We start from the raw sequence: 20466 nt of genomic DNA on the forward strand, positions 1-20466 counted from the left end.
TGAGATCAGTCGCTCGACAGCAACTCAAAGGTATGCTGATCAATCATTTCCAGCGCTTTACCACCACCGCGCGCAACGCACGTCAGCGGGTCTTCAGCCACAATCACCGGCAGCCCTGTTTCTTCAGCAATCAGCTTATCCAGATCGCGAAGCAAGGCACCGCCACCGGTCAACACCAAGCCACGCTCGGCGATATCAGAGGCCAATTCTGGGGGCGACTGCTCAAGAGCGCTTTTGACCGCGGAAACAATGGAGCCAAGGGTTTCTTGCAGGGCTTCAAGCGTTTCGTGAGAATTTAGCGTAAAGCTGCGTGGAATACCTTCAGCCAGGTTACGTCCGCGCACGTCTATTTCGCGCAGTTCGCCACCCGGATAAGCACAGCCAATCTCTTCTTTAATGCGCTCGGCCGTCGCCTCACCAATCAAGCTGCCATAGTGACGACGAACATAAGCGGTAATGGCTTCATCAAAGCGGTCGCCACCCACCCGAATAGATTCGGAATAGACCACGCCGTTGAGTGAGATAATCGCAATTTCAGTGGTACCACCACCGATATCCACCACCATTGAACCCTGGGCTTCATCAACCGGAAGGCCTGCGCCAATCGCTGCCGCCATGGGCTCTTCAATCAAGAACACCTCGCGGGCGCCGGCACCTTCCGCCGACTCACGAATCGCCCGTCGCTCAACTTGCGTTGACATGCAAGGAACGCACACCAGCACACGCGGGCTAGGGGTTAAAAAGGTGCTTTGGTGCACTTTGCGGATAAAATGCTGAAGCATTTGCTCGGTCACGGTGAAATCGGCGATAACGCCATCTTTCATCGGACGGATCGCAGTGATATTGCCAGGCGTACGACCCAACATTCGCTTGGCATCAGTACCGACTGCCGCAACGCTGCGCATAGTGCCAGACTGGCGAATAGCGACCACGGACGGCTCATCAAGCACGATACCGCGACCGCGTACATAAATCAGTGTATTGGCCGTACCCAAGTCGATCGACAGATCGCTGGAAAACAGCCCCCTCAAACGTTTAAACATGGATGTCGTTACCTAGTGCAGACCGGGAACCCTGTGCGGATGCAAACGGTATCACCGCAACCCCCTGGCAGCAAGCACGAGTCGTGCCTAATACTGCCCGTTAAGGCCAAGATGTGGTACCTTTTGCGGCTATTTTCCACGTCTGCGACACAAGACGTTTTTTTGATATCGGTATGTATACCGCTTAAAGCGGATTATGTTCCCTTACGTTTATGAGGAAATTCCGATCATGGCGCTTGAAGAATCTCATGTGCGCCGGGCTGCCCACCTAGCCCGACTCGCCGTCAGCGATGACCAAGCCAGCGGCTTTGTAGATGATCTAAGCCGGATTCTGGACATGGTCGACCAACTACAAGGCGTTGATACCGAAGGTGTTTTACCGCTATCTCATCCGCTAGATGCGACCCAGCGGCTGCGCGCCGACGAAGTCACTGAAACCAACCAGCGCGATACTTTTCAGCGCTGTGCTCCGGCAGTGGAAAACGGCCTGTATCTCGTCCCCCGCGTTGTTGAATAAATTGGTTGAACAGAAACGCGTTCGAGATTACTGAGCCGCCACTTTCGCCGCTATTTTTTTCGCCCCTGAACGGAGCTTCTGGGTCATGTATGAGAAAACATTAACGCAACTCGCTGTCGCCTTAAAAAAAGGCGAGTTTTCGAGCCGCGAACTGACCACACATTATTTACAGCGTATCGAAAAGGCTGATAGCAAGCTCAACAGCTTCATCAGCGTAACCGCAGAGCAAGCGTTGGCGCAGGCTGACGCAGCCGACAGCACGCGCGCCGCTGGCAAAGCAGGAGCGCTCACGGGCATTCCTCTAGCGCTCAAAGATATTTTTTGTACTCGCGATGTAAAAACCAGCTGTGGCTCCAAAATGCTGGATAATTTTATTGCGCCCTACAATGCCACCGTGGTTGAAAAGCTCAACGCTGCGGGCACGGTCAGCGTGGGTAAAACTAATATGGATGAGTTCGCTATGGGCTCTTCCAATGAAAATAGCTTTTACGGCCCGGTAAAAAACCCCTGGGATCTGAGTGCAGTACCCGGCGGCAGCTCCGGCGGCAGCGCGGCAGCAGTGGCAGCAGGCTTAGTACCCGCGGCGATGGGCACCGATACTGGCGGCTCCATTCGCCAACCGGCGGCGTTTTGTGGGATTACCGGTTTAAAGCCTACTTACGGCCGAGTGTCGCGTTACGGCATCATCGCCTACGCTTCAAGCCTTGATCAGGCAGGCCCCATGGCACGCAGCGCTGAAGACTGCGCGCACCTGCTAGGGGTAATTGCAGGCCACGATGGCCGCGACTCCACCAGCGTTGCGCGTGGCGTACCGGACTATGTAGAAGGGCTTAACGCCCCGCTTTCAGGGCTCAAAATCGGGTTACCTAAAGAATATTTTGGCGACGGATTAGACCCCGCGGTTGAAAAAGCCGTGCGTGAAGCGGTCAGCGTTTACGAGTCGCTGGGTGCCACGGTGCGTGAAGTCAGCTTGCCGCATACGCACTACGCCATTCCGGCTTACTACGTTATCGCTCCCGCCGAAGCATCTTCAAACCTGTCACGCTACGACGGCGTGCGCTTTGGTCACCGCTGCGAAAACCCCAGCGACTTAATTGATTTATATACCCGCTCACGCGCAGAGGGTTTCGGTGAAGAGGTCAAGCGGCGCATTCTGATCGGCACTCATACGCTCTCAGAAGGCTTCTTTGACGCCTACTACACCAAGGCACAAAAAGTGCGCCGCCTGATCCGTCAGGACTTCTTAGACGCTTTTCAAGACGTGGATGTACTGATGGGGCCAGCCTCGCCCACGCCAGCTTTCGACCTGGGTGCTAAAAAAGACCCGGTGTCGATGTACCTGCAGGATATTTACACCATCGCCGTTAACCTAGCGGGCATTCCCGGCATCAGCGTACCCGCCGGTTTTGTCGGCAAGCGTCCCGTTGGCCTGCAGATTCTAGGCACCCATTTTGCTGAGGCGCAGCTGCTTAACGTCGCCCACCAATTTCAGCAAGCGACCGACTGGCACCTACAACGTCCTGCCTTTGCCGAGGAGAACGCCTAATGCAATGGGAAACCGTGATTGGGCTTGAAGTCCACGTTCAGCTCGCTACGCGTTCAAAAATCTTTTCCGGCGCCTCAACGGCGTTTGGCGCTGAGCCAAACACCCAGGCCTGCGCGGTTGACTTGGGTCTGCCGGGCGTGCTGCCAGTGCTCAACGAACAGGCCGTCGCCATGGCCGTTCAGTTTGGCCTGGCGGTGCATGCCGATATTGCTGAAGTATCAATATTTGACCGCAAGAACTACTTCTACCCTGACCTGCCTAAGGGCTATCAGACTAGCCAGATGTATCACCCGATTGTGGGCCCTGGTGATGTTGAGGTCACTTTGGAAGATGGCAGCACCAAACGCATTCGCATTCATCATGCGCATCTTGAAGAGGATGCAGGCAAGTCGCTGCATGAAGACTTCCAAGGCATGACGGGCATTGACCTCAACCGTGCGGGAACACCGCTGTTAGAGATCGTGTCTGAGCCAGACATGAGCAATGCCAAAGAGGCCGCTGCGTATCTTAAGGCGATTCACTCAATCGTTACTTACCTGGGCATTTCCGATGGCAACATGGCGGAAGGCTCTATGCGTTGCGATGTGAATGTCTCGGTGCGTCCGAAAGGCCAAGCAACGTTAGGCACTCGGGCTGAAATCAAAAACGTTAACTCGTTCCGCTTTGTCGAGCGCGCGATTGCCTTTGAGGTTGAGCGCCAAATTGAGCTCATCGAAGACGGTGGCAAAGTCGTTCAAGAAACACGCCTGTTTGATCCAGACCGCGATGAAACGCGCAGCATGCGCACCAAGGAAGAAGCCAACGACTACCGCTACTTCCCCTGCCCGGACCTACTGCCGATAGTGCTTGATCAGGCCTATCTGGACCACCTGCGCGGCCAGTTGCCCGAGCTGCCTGCCGATAAGCGCGAGCGCTTCCAAAGCGAGCTGGGCCTGTCGGCTTATGATGCCAATGTCATCTCTGCTAGCCGGGATATGGCCGAGTTCTTTGAAGCAGTGCATAACGTATGTGGCGATGCCAAGCAGTCGGCCAACTGGGTGCAGGGAGAGTTTTCCGGTGCGCTTAATCGCGAAAACCTGAGCATTGCCAATAGCCCCATTTCCGCACGCCAGTTAGGCGAGCTGATTAGCCGTGTACTCGACGATACGATTAGTGGCAAGGCGGCTAAAGATGTTTTCCAGGCGCTTTGGAACGGTCAGGGCGAAACAGCCGATGAGATCATTGACGCTAAAGGCCTCAAGCAAGTCACTGATACCGTTGCTATTGAAGCCATGATTGATCAAGTGATCGCAGACAGCCCTGCTCAGGTGGCCCAGTATCGCGACTCAGAGCCCGACAAGCGCGGCAAAATGATTGGCTACTTTGTTGGCCAGGCGATGAAAGCGTCACGGGGCACCGCTAACCCACAGCAGGTAAACGGTATATTGAAGCAGAAATTGGATGCGCTGCTTTAATCTCGTTTGAACATTCTTAGACGTTAGTGGCTGCCTCGGCAGCCGCTTTTTTATGGCCTGTTAGCCACTCGCCAGTTGGCTAGGCTGGGTAAAACTCACTAATTGCGCGCAGCCTGCAGCCCATATCTCGCCTGTCAGCTCGGCAATAGCCGCCGTAGGAAAACCAACGCCCTGAGCGCGGCTACCCCCCACCAGCCAACCCGCCAGATCCCCCACCAAGGGCATATGGCCGACCAACATTATCGGCGCACCTTCTGCCTGCTCAAGCAGCCAGTCGCCAACGGCCGAGGGCGCGTCATCGGGAGTAATAAAATCCAGCGTTTCCAGCCCAATGCCCAGCGCATCACACAGCGCCTGTGCCGTCTGCTGCGCGCGCACATAGGGGCTAGCGTAAAGCCTTGGCATGGGCAGCTCGCCCTGGGCAACACGCTGCGCCAGCCAGCTCGCCATTGTTTCAGCTTCCTGCACGCCACGTGGAGTCAACTGGCGTGCATGATCGGGAGATCCCGGCGCGGCCTCACCATGACGCATAATCAGCATACGCTGCATGCTAATCCCCTTTCTTAAGCGGTGACGGGGTTTGAGAAGAAGCATGCTGATTAGGCTGATCACGATGGGCCTGCAGTACGGACTCACGAGGCAAGATAAACTCTACATCACTGCTCTGCTCCCCCATCATTAATGTGCGCGCCATATCCTGTGCCGGCACGCCATCAAATAATACGCGAGAAAGTCCCTCAGCTAAGGGCATATAAACACCCATTTCACGCGCTTTAGCACACACCAATTTGACGGTATTGACCCCTTCTGCGACCTGGCCAAGCGAACTGACGGCCTCTTCCAGCGTGCGCCCCTCACCCATGGCATGCCCGACTCGATAGTTGCGCGACAAGTTAGACGAACAGGTAACGATTAAATCTCCGACCCCCGCCAGCCCCAGAAACGTCATCGGATTAGCGCCTTCAGCGACGGCAAAGCGGCTCATCTCTGCCAAGGCACGCGTCATCAGCATACTGCGGGTGTTTTCACCCATGCCCAGCGCCGCTGCCATTCCTGCGGCTATCGCATAAATATTTTTCAACGCACCGCCCAGCTCGACGCCATGGCGGTCATCGCTGGCGTAAACTCGAAAGTAGCGACAGCCTAATGCTTGCTGAACTCGAGTTCGCGTTAATGGATCGGCGCTTGCAATCACGGTAGCAGTGAGCTGCTTATCGGCAATTTCCGAGGCCAAATTGGGGCCTGCAATCACACCAATGTGCTCAAAGCCGGTTTCTTGCTCAAGCACTTGGCTCATTAATAAAAAGCTATCTGGCTCGATCCCTTTCGTAGTGCTAACCAAAATCTGCTCAGGCGTTAACCATACTTTGGCCGCTTGCACTACGCTGCGAAAAGCCTTTGAGGGAATCGCGATCAGCACCAGCGAGGCATCGGCCAACACGGCTTTAAGATCGGTTGAGGCCTGCACGGCAGGATTGATAGCGTAATGGGGCAGATAACGCCCGTTACGATGTTCCTGGTTAATCTGCGCCACCAGCGCTTCGTCACGCATCCACTGGCGAACGCGGGCGTTATTATCCGCGGCAATGCTTGCCAGCGCCGTACCGAAACTACCGCCTCCAAGCACCGCAACATTGATGGGCACCGCGCCGTTGATTTGCTGCTCAGCCATGATGATGTCCTAATAAGTCTCGCGGAACGTATAGCTACTGTATCAAAATCGATTTATTAAAGCAGACGGCCCGCTTGGATAACCAAACGGGCCGACGGCATAGCAACGCTACATTACCGACATTGCCTAAGGGCGTGCGTAAAACAGCGCCTAAATTAGGCGGTCAGCACGCTATTAAGACGCTTCACGTAAGCGGCGGGGTCATCCAGATGTCCGCCTTCGGCAATAATCGCCTGATCTAGCAATATGTAGGAAAGCTGGGTGAACAGTTCGCCCTCAGCGCTTTCAAGGCGTGTCACTAACGCATGATCCGGATTAAGCTCAAGAATCGGCTTCACTTCAGGCAGCGGCTGTCCCGCAGCTTCCATAATACGGCGCATTTGATAGCCCATTTCATGCTCGGGCAACACGACGCACGCCGGCGAATCGGTCAGGCGGTGGGTCACTTTAACGTCTTGAACACCGTCACCCAACGCTTCTTTGACACGCTTGACCAGATCTTCTTTGGCTTTAGCCGTTTCTTCCTGGGCTTTCTTTTCCTCTTCGTCCTCGACATCGCCAAGATCGAGTTCGCCTTTGGCCACATCGGCAAAGGTTTTGCCATCAAACTCGGTTAAATGACTCATCAGCCAATCATCGATACGGTCAGAAAGCAGCAGTACTTCGATACCTTTTTTACGAAAGATCTCCAAGTGCGGGCTATTTTTTGCCGCATTGAGGCTGTCAGCGACCACATAATAAATCTTCTGCTGACCTTCTTTCATGCGCTCAACGTAATCGACTAAGGCGTGTTCTTGGGCAGCAGTATCGGTATGCGTTGAGGCAAAACGCAGCAGGCTGGCAATTTTTTCACGATTGGCTGAATCTTCTCCAGGACCTTCTTTCAACACGCTGCCGAAGGTATTCCAGAAGGTTTGATACTGCTCTTTGTCGTTGGCAAGTTTTTTCAACATGTCCAAGCCGCGCTTGGTGAGCGCTGCCTTGATCTTGTCGACCTTAGGATCTTGCTGGAGCAGCTCGCGAGATACGTTTAGCGACAGCTCGCGGGTGTCCAACACGCCTTTGACAAAGCGCAGGTATAGCGGCAGGAACTGTTCGGCATCATCCATAATAAAGACGCGCTGAACATAGAGCTTAACGCCGCGTGAACCATCACGATCGAACATATCGAACGGCGCACGGCCGGGCACATACAGCAGGCTAGTGTATTCAAGCTTGCCTTCAACCTTATTGTGACTCCAGGCCAGCGGATCAGAAAAATCGTGCGCCACGTGCTTATAGAACGCTTTGTACTCGTCCTCGGAAACATCACTCTTCGGACGCGCCCATAGCGCTGTCGCTTCGTTAACTGTTTCCCACGTCGTTACTTCACTACCTTCAATGCTGTTGCCTTCGTCATCTTTAGGCGTTTCGGTTTTCGGCATGCGGACCGGCACTTCGATATGATCCGAGTACTTACGCACTAAGCCTTGCAGGCGATAGTCGTCGGCGAACTCTTTTGCATCTTCTTTTAAGTGCAGAGTAATTTCGGTACCGTGCTGCGCGCGCTCGATATCGGCAACGGTAAACTCGCCCTCGCCTTTTGAACGCCACTCAACGCCTTGAGCCGCATCGGTGCCTGCTTTACGGGTACGTACCGCAATTTCATCGGCAACAATAAAGCCTGAGTAGAACCCCACACCGAACTGGCCGATCAGCTTGGCATCTTTTTGCTGCTCGCCGGAAAGCTGCTTAAGAAACTCAGCAGTACCAGAGCGCGCAATCGTGCCCAGGTTGGCGATGACATCTTCGCGATTCATACCCACACCGTTATCGCGCAGGGTAATAGTATTGGCATCGCGGTCATGCTCAATTTCGATGCGCAGCTCACTGTCGCCTTCATACAGCGCATCGTTATCCAGCGCGGCATAGCGAAGCTTGTCGCAGGCATCTGCTGAATTCGAGATAAGCTCGCGCAAGAATATTTCGCGATTAGAATACAGGGAGTGAATCATCAGATTCAGGAGCTGCTTAACTTCCGTTTGAAAGCCAAGAGTTTCTTCATGGGTAGCAGTAGTCATGCGCTTAGCCCCTTATTTATGGATCACGTTTTAGGATCAGGTTGAGTCATGCGCCTCTGCGCCATGCGCCCAGAGGCATAATCTAGTTTCGTGAGCCTTATATGGTGTTAAGCAACGTTTTTTCAAGCAGGTAGGTGATAACTAGCGGACAAGTATTAAGACGGCGTCATATCGGGGTTGGTGTATTTCCAGGCACGATAGCCTTCTAAGCGCTGATCAATACGGTTTAACAGCCATCCCACAATTAGCACATCATCAATAATGCCAATCAGCATCAAAAAATCGGGAATCAGGTCGAACGGCATGACTAAATACGCCAGTGCCAATGCCATCATGGCGAATGCCGACCAAGGAACAGGCCGAAAATCGCCTCGCAAGACGTCCCGGGTCATGGGTAAAAACAATTTTAAAGCCCGCAGAATGCGTTTTGTGACCCAAACGCGTGATTTGAGTCGACGCAAGAACCACCAAGTGGATAATGGAGCCATCGTAATTGAATCCTCCTAGTCTCTAAGTTGTCGGATCATCATTGTAAACATTGGTTCATTTTAGCGGTTGCTCAGCAATCCCTCAGACCTAAATAGACGTCAATCAATAGAGAGAGAGAGCACCATGTTGGTTTCGCCATTTCGCCATACCGCTCGTGTGCTGTGTACGGCACTGCTGGCTGGAATTCCCACGCTGTCCTGGGCCGCTTCAGATAGCGACCTCCGTGACGCCCTCAGCGCAGCCAGGGAGCAGCAGTGGCAGCGCGTCGACGAGCGCTTGATTGAAGACCACCAGCTGCGCGGCTACGTTGATTATCATCGCATAAGAGGACAGCTGCCGAACGTGTCCCCTGAAAGGGTCCTGCAATTTATGGATCAGTATGCGGATTCGCCACTGGCCGGTTGGATCCGTGGTCAAGCCATTGCTAACTATGGCCATGCGGGCCGCTATAGCGACTTACTTAGTGTGGCTGATGGCGAACCGGCCGGCACCGCGCGCCAATGTTACTACTACACTGCGCTACTCAACGCCCAGCCGCAGCAGGCCAATCAAGCGGGTCTTGACCTGTGGCTGACTGGCGGCTCTCAGCCTGACGCTTGCAATACGCTTTTTGAGCGTCTTCGCGCCAACGGCACGATTGACGCCACGGCGATCTGGGAGCGCAAGATGCTGGCGTGGCAGGCAGGAGAAAACAATCTCTCAAGCTACCTGGGCGGGCTTTTAAGCGGACAGTGGCAAACCGCTCTAGACACCGTTGATGACGTTTCAGCACGCAGCCGGGCCATTACCCAGGCCCCGCTATGTTTGGGCCCTGAGTGCGCAGCAACCGCAAGCTTCTATCGAGCGGCGATGCAACGCTTCACCCGCGAAGACACCCCCGCCGCCTTTGCCGCGTGGCAAGAAATAGCACCGCGCCTAAGCCTACTGCCCAGTGACCAGCAGGCCATTGAGGAAGAGCTGGCTTTTTATGCGTTGGTGCGCGAGGTTCCGGGTACGCTTACCTGGGTCGACAGCGTACTTCCATCACTGGATAGCGAGCGCGTACTAGAACTGCGCGTGCGCCGTGCACTGGCAGAACGCCGCTGGGATGATGTCGTCCATTGGATTGCCGAAATGCCGGCCGGCCAGCAAGAAAACAGCCGCTGGCAATATTGGTTGGGACGTGCAAACGGCCAGCTTGGCAATCAGGTAGCCGCCGAATCGCGCTATCAGCAGGCCGCCACGGATCGCAGTTTTTATGGCTTTGCCGCTGCAGAAAAACTCGGCCAGCCTTACCAGTTGAATCTTGAACGCAATCATTTTGACGCAGCATCGCGGCAGCGCATCGCCCAGCTACCGGCCGTCCAGCGTACTGAAGCATTACTGCGCATTGGTGAAGATGGGCTAGCTAACAGCGAGTGGCTACACGCCGTTCAGAGCGGCACACCCCAACAGGCCAGGGCGTTGGCAGACTATGCCGCCAGCCAGCAGTGGCACGCACGTTTGGTGCAAACCACCATTGCAGGGGAGCTATGGGACGCCCTCGACTGGCGCTTCCCCCAGGCCTATCACGACAGCTTCCTACACTGGGGCAGGTTAACCGGCGTAGATCCTTACCTGCTCATGGCCATTACACGCCGTGAAAGCGCCTATAACCCCAATGCCCTTTCACCTGCAGGCGCACGCGGATTAATGCAGCTGATGCCGGGCACTGCCAGCCAGGTCAGCCGCGAACTGGGGATTAGCGATCCTGGGCCTTATGGCGTGCTGGACCCTGAGCTAAACATCCGTTTAGGCAGCACCTATCTGCGCGATAAGCTACAGCGCTATCAAGGCAATCGTCTTGCAGCGACCGCGGCTTACAATGCAGGTCCGGGGCGCGTTGACCAGTGGCTCGGCAATAGCGTAGAAGAGTTTGATCTGTTCGTGGAAAGCATTCCTTTTCGTGAAACTCGCGACTACGTGCAAGCGGTGCTCAGCTATCGAGTGATTTTCGAGAGCCTCGCAAACGGCGGTAATAGTGAAGGCGTTTCTCTGCTTAGCGACGCTGAACAGCAGGTACGCTATGATCGCGCGCTACTTGCCCGCCGCTGAATCTAAGCCAACGGGCGAAGCCGCTTAGCGTGAAATTGCCATTCACAAAACCATGCATTGCTCAGCGCCCCCTCTATAGGGGGCGCTGCGTTAGCGCAAGCCGGATACCAAAGGCAATCAAAACGGTGCCGGTCACAGCATTTAAGATTTGTGCAACCCGCGCACTGGCCAACCACTTACTCGCACTGCCTACCATCAGCACGACGCCAATTTGCCAAACGTTGGCAATCATAAAATGCACGCTCGCTAGCCACAGTGACTTCAGTAAAACAGGGTCGCTTGGTGCAATAAACTGAGGCAAAAAGGCCATATAGAACACCACCGTCTTGGGATTCAACACATTAGACAAGAACCCCTCTTTAACGGGTTGCCAGCGAGAGACGGCAGCGCCCCCTTGCAACACTCCGTTAACGGGCAGCGGCTGCCCACGGCGTGCCGCCAAAAGGCTCGTCACGCCCAGCCAAATCAGATAGCCCGCCCCGACCAGTTTAAGCAGATGAAACGCCCATGCTGACTGCAGTAGAATCAGTGAGATTCCCAACGCAGAAATAGTTGCATGAGCAAATAGCCCGCAGCAAATAGCAACGCTGGTAGTGACTCCATCACGAATACCGCCACGCGCGGTATTACGAATCACCAGCAGCGTATCCACCCCAGGGCTAATGGTTAATAGCGTGATCGCCACCAAAAAAGACAGAAACTGCGGGTCAATAAAGCCAAACTGCATCATGATTGTGTGCTCATAACGAAATGAAAAAATCTTAGGAGTCTGGCTGGACGACAGCCTAATTTACATCTAGAGTAATTGTAGCGGGTGGACAATTGAGTTGCCCGTTTGATTACTAAGCAAGTTAAGGAAATTAGAAAATGGCAACTGGCACAGTTAAGTGGTTCAACGATACTAAAGGCTTCGGCTTCATCTCTCCTGATGACGGCGGAGACGATCTGTTCGCCCACTTCTCCGAAATTCAAGCTGAAGGCTTCAAGACCCTTCAGGATGGTCAAAAAGTCAGCTTTGAAGTGACTCAGGGTAAAAAAGGCCTTCAGGCTTCCAACATCCAACCCGCTTAATTGCGAACGGATGGACAAAGGCCCGCTAATGCGGGCCTTTTTTATTGCTAGTTATTAATTCTGGCGTTCCGATGGTAACGCTGGCCCGCTCTGAGCCTCCTCACTCTCCATCTCTTTAAACTGCTCCTCAAGACGCTGCTCGGCTTCTTCAAAGCGGCGCTCAGTATCTTCAATTAAAGCGTCTACATCGGTAGATTCAAGACCGTCGTCTAACGGCGTGCGCTCTGGAATACTGCTGTTGGTTTCCCAGCTAGGCGGGATATCTTCACTTTCCATCGGTTCAAACGCGGGAGCCTGCTGCTCAACCTCCTGAAACTGTTCCTCAAGACGCTTTTCGGCTTCCTCAAAGCGACGCTCGGTTTCTGCAATCATCTCGTCCACATCGGAACGCGTTGCCTCACCGGGCATTGCACTATCTTCATTAAGCGCATCGTCAGGGTCAGCGGCCAAAGTCTCTTCACCTGCCTCTAACGTTTCACTCTGTGTGGCCCCCTCAGTATTGCTTTCCTCTGTTTCGTCATCACGCAGGGCATCGGCGCGCTCAAGCTGCTCCTCGGCCTGACGCGCCTCGATGTCATTTTCTACTTCTTCAGGCGTTGCCATCTCTGCCGCATTTTCAGCCGCAGCGGGCCCTTCATCCTCGCGTACCATTTCGTCATCCGCCACTTCAGCATTATCAGCGGGTGCCACGGCAGGATCTTCTTGAGAGTCTCCACAGGCGCTTAGCATTAATGCCACGACGGCAAGTGCAGGTATCCACACGCGATTTGCCATTTGATACGTCTCCTTCATAACAATAAAATTCTGAGTCCACCCATTAATGCTGATGGGCGGAAGATAGCAACGGGCAATCCTCGGGTATCAGCACGCGCAGCGCAAGCGGCACCACTTCAGCACAGAAATGATCGTACCAGCGCGCCTCGCCGTCTAGGGTAAGCGGCCAAGGAGGATCATCTGCCTGAGTGGTCACTGTCAGTTGGCTAGTCGTGAAATAGCGAACAAACTTTCCGTCATAAGGAAAATCTTGCAGCTCACCAATCAGCTTGGTCAGCTCAGTGACGGAGCTAAAGTCTTTCACCAGCAGCACATCTAAACGCCCGTCATCAAGCTTAGCGCGAGGGGCTAACACTTGCCCGCCGCCTGACTGGCGGCCATTGCCCAATGCCAGTAGCAGCAGCGATGCCCTCTCCTCCTTGCCATCCCAGTGAAGCGTGCCGCGATAGCTGCGATGGCGCCAAGCCTTTAGTGCGCCCATCAGCGAATAGGCTCCACCGCCCAACATACGCTTGAGCGTTTTGGGCGTGGAGGAGGTAATTTCAGCGCCAAACCCGCCGGTAGTCATGTTGATATAATAGCTGGTCGTCGCTTCGCCCTCCTTTCCTGCCGTCACCCGTATAACGTCAATGGGGTGTGAGTTTAGCGTCATCGCTGCCGCTAACGCCTGGCCGGGCTCCAAAGGTAAGCCTAAGGAGGTAGCAAAGTCATTCGCGCTGCCCAGTGGCACAATACCCAGTGCGGGGCGGTGATCGTGGGGCAGCCGCATTAGACCATTCATAACTTCGCTGACAGTGCCATCACCTCCACAGGCGATCACATGCGTGATACCCATCGCCTTTGACTGCTCGGCAATATCAGCAGCATCGCCGCCCTCCCAAGTAGCGCGAACGGTGATTAGCATCCCTGCTTGGCGTTGCTCATCAACGGCTTCACGCAATGCCGGATTACCGGCAGATTTACCATTAATAATGAGTAAATAATGCTGCTGAGAGTCTGTCACCGTTATTTTTCCTTTCCTTGGTTAACCACCGTTGCTGACCGTCATGCCAACGCCTTCTCAACCACCTCATATACATTGGAAGATAGCGGTTCTTTTTGAATACGCTCAAGTTGAGACCGCATTAATCCCTGACGGGTTTCATCGAAGCGCTGCCAGCGCGTTAACGGCGTAATCAGACGGGCTGCAATTTCGGGGTTAAGTCGGTTGAGCTCAATCACCACATCGGTCAGCAATTGGTAACCCTGGCCATCTAAACGGTGGAAATTTACCCGGTTCTGAGCAAACGCCCCGATCAGTGCGCGAACCTTATTGGGATTTTTAAGTGAAAACGCAGGGTGCTGCATTAAATACTTAACTCTCTCCAGCACATCCGCCTGAGGACGCGATACCTGAATGGTGAACCACTGGTCCATCACCAACGGGTCGTGCGCCCATTTTTCCCCGAATGCTTTTAACGCCGGCGATGCAAGGTCATCACGATCACTATGCACCATCAGCGTCAGCGCTTGACGGACATCGGTCATGTTATGGTCGGCGCTGAACTGCGCTTCGCACAGTGCCAAGCCCTGCTCATCTTCAATCGACATCAAGTAGCAAAGTGCAATGTTCTTCAGACTGCGCTGGGCAATTTGCTCTGGTGTCGGCGCGTATGGCTGCTCAGTCATATTGGCTTCGTAAACAGCGATAAACTCGTTGCGCAGAGCAACCGCCAGCGACTGGCGTACGAACTCACGGGCAGCATGAATTGCATCGACATCAACGATTGGCTGCTGCTCGGCGATATACGCTTCAGAGGGTAGCGTCAGCATTTCTGCCAGTACCGCCTTATCACTCATTGATCCGGTCAAAAGCGTCTTAAAGGCTTCTGTCACCCGGCTATCCATGACCTTTTCCACGCCGTTGCGATGGGCCGCAATCAAGTCATCTAATGCTAATAAAGCGAGGCGCTGACCTGCATCCCAACGGTTGAAGCCATCGCTATCATGGGTCAACAAAAACGCCAGATCTTCTCGCGAGTAGGGATAATGCAGCTTCACCGGCGCAGAGAATTCACGCAGCAGTGACGGTACGGGCGCTTCAGCCACATCGGTAAAGATAAACGTATTCTCATCATCACGCAGATGAATGACCGCATCTTTGCCTAATTCTTCACCGTTTAATGTCAGCGTGAGATCTTGCCCAGACTTAGTGCCAACTAGCCCCATACGCACAGGGATATGCAACGGCAGCTTGTTTGGCTGCCCTGGCGTTGCCGGCGTGCGCTGGCGTAACGTTAGGTGATATTCGCCGTGAACGTAGTCATATTCGCCATGAGCATCAATATCCGGGGTTCCTGCCTGAGAATACCAGCGCATGAATTGGCTAAAATCCTGGCCGGAAACCTCCGCCATACAGCCGACAAAGTCTTCAATCGTCACCGCTTGACCGTCGAAACGCTCAAAGTAAAGATCAGAGCCCTGACGAAAACGCTCTTCGCCAACCAAGTTGCGCAGCATGCGTACGACTTCGGCCCCCTTCTCGTAAATCGTCAGGGTGTAGAAGTTGGTAATTTCAATAAAGCGGTCGGGGCGAATCGGGTGCGCCGTGGGGCCAGCATCTTCGGCAAACTGCGCGGTACGGAAAAAAGACACGTCTTGGATGCGCTTAACCGGCGCAGAGTTCGTATCCGCCGAAAAACACTGATCACGAAAGACCGTAAAACCTTCTTTCAGCGAGAGCTGAAACCAGTCTCGGCACGTCACCCGATTGCCGGACCAGTTGTGGAAATACTCGTGAGCAACAATGCCCTCTACATTCTGAAACGCAGCATCGGTGGCGGTATGAGGATGCGTTAATACGGCAGCAGAGTTGAAAATATTGAGGCCTTTATTTTCCATCGCCCCCATATTGAAATCATTGACGGCGACGATCATAAACAGGTCAAGATCATACTCACGGCCGTAGGCCTGCTCATCCCATGCCATCGCTCGCTTTAGCGACGACATCGCATGCTCAGTTTTATCGACATTATCTTTTTCCACCCAGATCTGCAGCGTGACCTCACGCCCGCTCATGGTGGTGAAGTGGTCTTCGACGCAATGCAGATTGCCTGCCACTAGAGCAAACAGGTAACAGGGCTTGGGATGTGGGTCTTCCCACGTGGCAAAATGGCGACCGCCTTCCAAGTTGCCGCGCTCAATAGGATTACCGTTGGCGAGCAGCACCGGCTCACGCTGCTGGTCACCAATAACGGTCACCTTGAACGTCGCCATTACATCCGGACGATCAGGATAAAACGTAATGCGCCTAAAACCTTCAGCTTCGCACTGAGTACAGTACATGCCGTTAGATTGATAAAGGCCTTCTAACGCCGTGTTCTCCTGCGGAGCAATTTCAACGTCGCTTTCCAGCACAAACCGTTCAGGTACCTGGGCAATATGCAGGCCCTTTTCATCAAGCTGATACGACGATGCATCCAGCGCCTTTTCATCAATGGCGAGGGAAATCAGTTTTAAGTGCTCGCCGTTTAATATTAGCGGCGTGTCGGCGTCAGCGTCGGAATGACGCTCAATCGACAGGCGCGCTTTCACACGGGTCGCGGCGGGGTCAAGATCAAACGTCAGCTCGGCATGAGTAACCCGGTAGGCGGGTGGCTGGTAGTCGCTTAAAAAAACCGGCTGCGGATCAGACATAGTGCTTGACTCCTGTATAAAACGATCATTCACATGATTAAATGAGGGCGATGACGGTGGGCTGCGTTAAAGCCCTGGACTAGTCGCGAAAATTATCAAACTGCAGCGGCAAGTCGGGCCCTTCTTCAGCGCGTAGTAACGCCATGACGCCTTGTAAATCATCGCGCTTTTTACCCGTGACGCGCACTTTCTCACCTTGAATTTGCGCCTGTACTTTTATCTTGCTGGCTTTGATGCGCTTGACCACATCTTTTGCCTCTGCTGCATCAAGTCCCTGCTTGAGCGCAACTTCTTGGCGCGCCTTAACGCCGGAAAGTACGGGGTCTTGAATATCCATGCAGCGGGCATCAATGCCGCGAGCAATTAATCGCCCGCGCAGTACGTCCAGCATTTGCTTGAGCTGGAAATCAACGTCTGCCTCTAGCTGCACTTTATCGGCTTCAAGTGTGAAGCTGGCATTGACGCCTTTAAAGTCAAAACGAGACTGTACTTCGCGATTTGCCTGATCAACGGCGTTAGCACCTTCGTGCTGATCAAACTCTGAGACAATATCAAATGAGGGCATGATTCAATTCCTGACAAGACATGGCCCACCATTCTAGAGCAGGCAGCCCCCTACCGGCCAATTCTCTTCGCTTTCTGTGTGTTTTAAGCGCCCATTCATTAAACAGCTCTTAACGCAGGTTCATAATTAGTTGTACACAAGTTATTCTAAAGAAGACTCAAAAAAATGTTCAACGCAAAGTGGATGGCTTACGCTAACGCGCTACCTTGACCATCGTTATGATTAAGTGCTTTCCAGGAGACACCATGAGTGATCGCGACACCCGCCACAAAGCATCGATGCAGAAGCTCAAAGCACGCGTAGATGAGAAAGTCGCCAGCGCCAATGAGCAACGCGGCCTCATTATCGTCAACACGGGCAATGGGAAAGGTAAAACGACTGCTGCCTGGGGAACGGTGACCCGCGCCTTAGGCTATGGTTACAACGTGGCGGTTGTGCAGTTTATTAAAGGATTATGGGAATGTGGTGAGCGCAATCGTTTAGAAGAAGATAGCCACCTAGAGGTGGCGATTATGGCCACAGGCTTTACTTGGGATACGCAAAACCGACAGGCAGATACCGAGGCCTGTCACGCGGTGTGGAAAGAGGCGGAGCGCATGCTGGCCGACCCAGAGATGTACCTGGTGGTGCTGGATGAAATTACTTACATGCTTAAGTTTGGCTACTTAGAGATTGAAGCGGTGAAACAGGCATTGGAGAATCGCCCGCCGGAACAGACGGTCATTATTACCGGTCGCAACGCCCATCGTGAGCTAATCGCCATGGCCGACACGGTAACCGAAATGCAGGAAATCCGCCATGCTTTCAACAACGGACTTCAGGCGCGTAGAGGTATCGATTACTAACCTTCTACACAAATCGATTTTAAATACGCGACGTTTAGTCCGCTGTTTTAAATATAAAAAAGGGGCAATTTAATTGCCCCTTTTCGCATCCTCCAGCTTACGCTCAGCCGGCGCTACCCACCATTAGCTTGTGAAGGGATTACGCAATACGATCGTTTCCATGCGGTCCGGGCCGGTGGAAATGATATCGATGCTGGTGCCTACCTGCTGCTCAAGATAGCTAATGTAAGCACGTGCATTGGCGGGCAAATCTTCTACTCGCTTAGCACCCAGGGTCGACTCCTTCCAGCCCGGTAAGTCTTCATAAAGCGGTTCGATGGCTTCAAAGCCCTCTGAATCCACCGGGTTATCCATCACATCGCCATCTTTGCTGCGGTAACCAACGCATACACGGATATTTTCCAACCCGTCTAATACATCAAGCTTGGTCAAGCAGATACCGGAGACGGAGTTAATTTGCACCGCGTGGCGTAGCGCCACAGCGTCAAACCAACCACAGCGACGTGCACGCCCAGTGGTAGCGCCAAACTCATGACCGCGCTCGGCAAGGTGGCGCCCGTCTACGTCAAAAAGCTCAGTCGGGAATGGACCAGAGCCCACGCGCGTGGTGTATGCCTTAGTGATACCAAGCACGTAATCCAAATACAGCGGGCCAACGCCAGAACCGGTTGCAACCCCACCAGCGGTCGTATTGGAGCTAGTAACGTAAGGGTAAGTACCGTGATCGATATCCAGCAGTGAACCCTGGGCACCTTCAAACAGAATGTTCTCACCGGCCTTACGCAGGTCGTGCACCATGCTGACCGTATCGCATACCATCGGGCGCAGCTCTTCAGCCATCTGCATGGCCGAGTCGAGTACTTCTTGAAAATCGACTGCCGGTTCGCCGTGGTAATTAACTAGCACAAAGTTGTGGTAGTCGAGCACTTCTCCCAGCTTAGAAGCGAAACGCTCGCGGTGCAGCATATCGCCTAAACGCAGGCTACGGCGCGCCACCTTGTCTTCATAGGCGGGGCCAATGCCGCGGCCGGTGGTGCCAATCTTAGCGATACCACGGGCTTTTTCACGCGCCTGATCCAAACGTACGTGGTACGGCAAAATTAGCGGGCAGGCCGGCGAAAGGCGCAGTCGCTCACGCACTGGCACGCCCTTGGCTTCCAGCTCACGGATCTCTTTGATCAGCGCTTCTGGTGAAAGCACCACGCCATTGCCGATCACACACTTTGTGCTTGGGCGTAGAACACCTGAAGGGATCAGGTGAAGGACGGTTTTTTCACCGTCGATGACCAGCGTATGGCCAGCATTGTGGCCACCCTGAAAACGTACCACGGCAGATGCGGACTCGGTTAGCAGATCAACGATCTTACCTTTGCCCTCGTCACCCCACTGGGTGCCCAGCACTACGACATTCTTACCCATTATGATGCACTCGTCTCTTGTGTCAGGGTCGCTGGCTGCCAACGACCATCGATAAGCTCAAGACAGCGGTCACAGTCGTGCTCCGCCGGCCCAGTACGCTGCCCAGGCAGCGCTTGAATCACGCGTTCGCCCTGCTCACGCAGCGCGACAATGGCAGCGTTGAGCGACTCATCCTGATTAGCAGGCGCCCAAATGCTACCGCGACTAGGCGATGCTAACGCCAGCGAGGCTAGCTGTTTCAGATCCATAGAGAAACCCGTGGCCGGGCGCGCACGGCCAAAGGCCCGACCAGTATCGTCATAGCGTCCGCCTTTGGCGAGCGCATACCCATAGCCAGGCACGTAGGCGGCAAACATCATACCAGTATGGTATTGATAGCCACGCAGCTCAGCCAGATCAAAGTACAGCGACACGTCAAAGCGTGCGAGCACCCCTTGATAAAGAGCATCCAGCTGATCCAATGCCGCCGTTACCGTGGCGGGCGCGCCCGCAAAGCGATCGCGCGCCTGATTTAATACATCCGCCCCGCCGTGCAGCTCGCCAAGTGCCAGCAGCATCTCGGCCAATGCCGGCTCTGAGACACTCGCCTGCACAACGTCTGCCAGTTGGCCGGGAGACTTTAGTGCCAGGGCATCAAAGAGCGCTCTTTCTTGCTCATTACTCAGCGCCGCCGCCTCAACAAGGCTACGATAAATACCGATATGCCCCAGCGCTAGATGAATTTCTTCAGCGCCAGCAGCCTTTAAGCTGGCCAAGGCGAGATAAATAATTTCACTGTCGGCATCGAGACCCGCATGACCAAAAAGCTCTGCACCTACCTGCACTGGGCTTCGCCCGCCCTGATGCTGATCAGCCTTAGCGCGCAGCACATTAGTACAATAGCATAGCCTCACCGGGCCCTGGCGTCTTAATGAGTGGGCATCCATACGTGCGACTTGCGGCGTAACATCCGCCGAAACCCCCATCATACGGCCCGTTAGCTGATCGGTCAGCTTAAAGGTCTGTAGATCAAGGTCCGTACCGGTACCGGTGAGCAAAGAGTCTAAAAACTCTACCGGTGGTGGCATTACTTGTTCATAGCCCCAGCAATGGTAAAGATCAAGCAGCGCACGGCGCAGTTCTTCCATACGGCTTGCCTGAGGCGGAAGCACCTCATCCATGCCGTCGGGCAGTAGCCAGCGGTCAGCGATGGTCATGTAAACAATCCTACAGACGATGAAGGCCCAACAAATTCAAGCAGTAACGGCTCAAGACCGTTAATGC

General features: G+C 54.0%; 18 protein-coding genes. 6 read left to right on the forward strand and 12 right to left on the reverse strand.

Annotated elements, in window-relative coordinates; translation table 11 throughout:
• Positions 1–5: 5 nt before the first annotated feature.
• On the reverse strand, positions 6–1043 hold the full coding sequence (locus tag ACT3RP_RS09940) for a rod shape-determining protein (protein ID WP_096280814.1): 1038 nt from the start codon (positions 1041–1043) through the stop codon (positions 6–8).
• Between the two features lie 229 nt (positions 1044–1272).
• On the opposite strand from ACT3RP_RS09940, the gene gatC reads away from it, so the two are divergent.
• The 3 genes from gatC to gatB all read left to right on the forward strand — a co-directional run bounded on the left by gatC (position 1273) and on the right by gatB (position 4560).
• Positions 1273–1560 carry an Asp-tRNA(Asn)/Glu-tRNA(Gln) amidotransferase subunit GatC gene (gene gatC / locus ACT3RP_RS09945; protein WP_096282380.1) on the forward strand — a complete coding sequence of 96 codons (288 nt, stop codon included), beginning with the start codon at positions 1273–1275 and terminating at the stop codon, positions 1558–1560.
• Between the two features lie 85 nt (positions 1561–1645).
• Positions 1646–3106, forward strand: a complete 1461-nt coding sequence (gene gatA / locus ACT3RP_RS09950) for an Asp-tRNA(Asn)/Glu-tRNA(Gln) amidotransferase subunit GatA (protein WP_096280818.1) — start codon at positions 1646–1648, stop codon at positions 3104–3106.
• The gene (gene gatB, locus ACT3RP_RS09955) at positions 3106–4560 is read left to right on the forward strand and encodes an Asp-tRNA(Asn)/Glu-tRNA(Gln) amidotransferase subunit GatB (RefSeq protein ID WP_096280821.1); all 1455 of its coding nucleotides are present in this window, start codon (positions 3106–3108) and stop codon (positions 4558–4560) included. Before gatA ends, gatB begins: the two co-directional genes overlap by 1 nt.
• A gap of 60 nt (positions 4561–4620) precedes the next feature.
• On the opposite strand, the gene sixA is transcribed toward gatB, so the two are convergent.
• The 4 genes from sixA to ACT3RP_RS09975 form a co-directional block, all read right to left on the reverse strand.
• Positions 4621–5109, reverse strand: a complete 489-nt coding sequence (sixA, locus tag ACT3RP_RS09960) for a phosphohistidine phosphatase SixA (RefSeq protein WP_483393716.1) — start codon at positions 5107–5109, stop codon at positions 4621–4623.
• 1 nt (position 5110) lies between these two features.
• Entirely contained in the window at positions 5111–6232 is a 1122-nt protein-coding gene (locus tag ACT3RP_RS09965; RefSeq protein ID WP_483393717.1) for an NAD(P)H-dependent glycerol-3-phosphate dehydrogenase, read from the reverse strand.
• A 155-nt stretch (positions 6233–6387) separates the two neighbouring features.
• The gene (gene htpG / locus ACT3RP_RS09970; protein ID WP_096280831.1) at positions 6388–8292 is read right to left on the reverse strand and encodes a molecular chaperone HtpG; all 1905 of its coding nucleotides are present in this window, start codon (positions 8290–8292) and stop codon (positions 6388–6390) included.
• 155 nt (positions 8293–8447) lie between these two features.
• Positions 8448–8684, reverse strand: coding sequence for a YkvA family protein (locus ACT3RP_RS09975; RefSeq protein WP_427047023.1), 237 nt, complete (start codon positions 8682–8684; stop codon positions 8448–8450).
• A 220-nt stretch (positions 8685–8904) separates the two neighbouring features.
• Between ACT3RP_RS09975 and ACT3RP_RS09980 the strand changes: the two genes are divergently transcribed.
• Entirely contained in the window at positions 8905–10854 is a 1950-nt protein-coding gene (locus ACT3RP_RS09980) for a transglycosylase SLT domain-containing protein (RefSeq protein WP_444625863.1), read from the forward strand.
• Positions 10855–10927: 73 nt separating this feature from the next.
• Here ACT3RP_RS09980 and ACT3RP_RS09985 read toward each other — a convergent pair whose 3' ends face one another.
• Positions 10928–11584 carry a LysE family translocator gene (locus tag ACT3RP_RS09985; protein WP_096280839.1) on the reverse strand — a complete coding sequence of 219 codons (657 nt, stop codon included), beginning with the start codon at positions 11582–11584 and terminating at the stop codon, positions 10928–10930.
• Positions 11585–11721: 137 nt separating this feature from the next.
• Here ACT3RP_RS09985 and ACT3RP_RS09990 point away from each other — a divergent pair, with 137 nt between their 5' ends.
• Complete coding sequence (locus ACT3RP_RS09990; RefSeq protein ID WP_096280842.1) at positions 11722–11925, forward strand: cold-shock protein; 204 nt, start codon at positions 11722–11724, stop codon at positions 11923–11925.
• A gap of 54 nt (positions 11926–11979) precedes the next feature.
• On the opposite strand, the gene ACT3RP_RS09995 is transcribed toward ACT3RP_RS09990, so the two are convergent.
• From ACT3RP_RS09995 to ACT3RP_RS10010, 4 genes are all read right to left on the reverse strand, one after another.
• The gene (locus ACT3RP_RS09995; protein ID WP_096280845.1) at positions 11980–12699 is read right to left on the reverse strand and encodes a hypothetical protein; all 720 of its coding nucleotides are present in this window, start codon (positions 12697–12699) and stop codon (positions 11980–11982) included.
• A 43-nt stretch (positions 12700–12742) separates the two neighbouring features.
• Positions 12743–13702: a lipid kinase YegS gene (gene yegS / locus ACT3RP_RS10000; RefSeq protein WP_483393718.1), complete on the reverse strand. Its 960-nt coding sequence runs from the start codon at positions 13700–13702 to the stop codon at positions 12743–12745.
• A 41-nt stretch (positions 13703–13743) separates the two neighbouring features.
• Entirely contained in the window at positions 13744–16374 is a 2631-nt protein-coding gene (gene pepN, locus ACT3RP_RS10005; RefSeq protein WP_444625865.1) for an aminopeptidase N, read from the reverse strand.
• 79 nt (positions 16375–16453) lie between these two features.
• Positions 16454–16939: a YajQ family cyclic di-GMP-binding protein gene (locus ACT3RP_RS10010; protein ID WP_193062500.1), complete on the reverse strand. Its 486-nt coding sequence runs from the start codon at positions 16937–16939 to the stop codon at positions 16454–16456.
• Between the two features lie 245 nt (positions 16940–17184).
• Here ACT3RP_RS10010 and cobO point away from each other — a divergent pair, with 245 nt between their 5' ends.
• The gene (gene cobO / locus ACT3RP_RS10015; RefSeq protein ID WP_193062498.1) at positions 17185–17784 is read left to right on the forward strand and encodes a cob(I)yrinic acid a,c-diamide adenosyltransferase; all 600 of its coding nucleotides are present in this window, start codon (positions 17185–17187) and stop codon (positions 17782–17784) included.
• Positions 17785–17907: 123 nt separating this feature from the next.
• On the opposite strand, the gene ACT3RP_RS10020 is transcribed toward cobO, so the two are convergent.
• A complete protein-coding gene (locus tag ACT3RP_RS10020; protein ID WP_193062496.1) occupies positions 17908–19203 on the reverse strand; it encodes an adenylosuccinate synthase in 1296 nt (431 codons plus the stop codon).
• Positions 19203–20399, reverse strand: a complete 1197-nt coding sequence (locus ACT3RP_RS10025; protein WP_483393719.1) for an ATP phosphoribosyltransferase regulatory subunit — start codon at positions 20397–20399, stop codon at positions 19203–19205. The genes ACT3RP_RS10020 and ACT3RP_RS10025 overlap by 1 nt, the downstream gene beginning before the upstream one ends.
• Positions 20400–20466: the final 67 nt, after the last annotated feature.

Origin of the sequence: Halomonas sp. AOP5-B2-8, from assembly GCF_052376475.1 — a bacterium.
Taxonomy (GTDB): Bacteria; Pseudomonadota; Gammaproteobacteria; order Pseudomonadales; family Halomonadaceae; genus Vreelandella; species Vreelandella casei.

Excerpts from the sequence above, each read along its gene's own strand:
- ACT3RP_RS09940 (WP_096280814.1), bottom strand. The coding sequence starts at position 1,043 with ATGTTTAAACGTTTGAGGGGGCTGTTTTCCAGCGATCTGTCGATCGAC.
- gatC (WP_096282380.1), top strand. The coding sequence starts at position 1,273 with ATGGCGCTTGAAGAATCTCATGTGCGCCGGGCTGCCCACCTAGCCCGA.
- gatA (WP_096280818.1), top strand. The coding sequence starts at position 1,646 with ATGTATGAGAAAACATTAACGCAACTCGCTGTCGCCTTAAAAAAAGGC.
- gatB (WP_096280821.1), top strand. The coding sequence starts at position 3,106 with ATGCAATGGGAAACCGTGATTGGGCTTGAAGTCCACGTTCAGCTCGCT.
- sixA (WP_483393716.1), bottom strand. The coding sequence starts at position 5,109 with ATGCAGCGTATGCTGATTATGCGTCATGGTGAGGCCGCGCCGGGATCT.
- ACT3RP_RS09965 (WP_483393717.1), bottom strand. The coding sequence starts at position 6,232 with ATGGCTGAGCAGCAAATCAACGGCGCGGTGCCCATCAATGTTGCGGTG.
- htpG (WP_096280831.1), bottom strand. The coding sequence starts at position 8,292 with ATGACTACTGCTACCCATGAAGAAACTCTTGGCTTTCAAACGGAAGTT.
- ACT3RP_RS09975 (WP_427047023.1), bottom strand. The coding sequence starts at position 8,684 with ATGACCCGGGACGTCTTGCGAGGCGATTTTCGGCCTGTTCCTTGGTCG.
- ACT3RP_RS09980 (WP_444625863.1), top strand. The coding sequence starts at position 8,905 with ATGTTGGTTTCGCCATTTCGCCATACCGCTCGTGTGCTGTGTACGGCA.
- ACT3RP_RS09985 (WP_096280839.1), bottom strand. The coding sequence starts at position 11,584 with ATGATGCAGTTTGGCTTTATTGACCCGCAGTTTCTGTCTTTTTTGGTG.
- ACT3RP_RS09990 (WP_096280842.1), top strand. The coding sequence starts at position 11,722 with ATGGCAACTGGCACAGTTAAGTGGTTCAACGATACTAAAGGCTTCGGC.
- ACT3RP_RS09995 (WP_096280845.1), bottom strand. The coding sequence starts at position 12,699 with ATGGCAAATCGCGTGTGGATACCTGCACTTGCCGTCGTGGCATTAATG.
- pepN (WP_444625865.1), bottom strand. The coding sequence starts at position 16,374 with ATGTCTGATCCGCAGCCGGTTTTTTTAAGCGACTACCAGCCACCCGCC.
- ACT3RP_RS10010 (WP_193062500.1), bottom strand. The coding sequence starts at position 16,939 with ATGCCCTCATTTGATATTGTCTCAGAGTTTGATCAGCACGAAGGTGCT.
- cobO (WP_193062498.1), top strand. The coding sequence starts at position 17,185 with ATGAGTGATCGCGACACCCGCCACAAAGCATCGATGCAGAAGCTCAAA.
- ACT3RP_RS10020 (WP_193062496.1), bottom strand. The coding sequence starts at position 19,203 with ATGGGTAAGAATGTCGTAGTGCTGGGCACCCAGTGGGGTGACGAGGGC.
- ACT3RP_RS10025 (WP_483393719.1), bottom strand. The coding sequence starts at position 20,399 with ATGACCATCGCTGACCGCTGGCTACTGCCCGACGGCATGGATGAGGTG.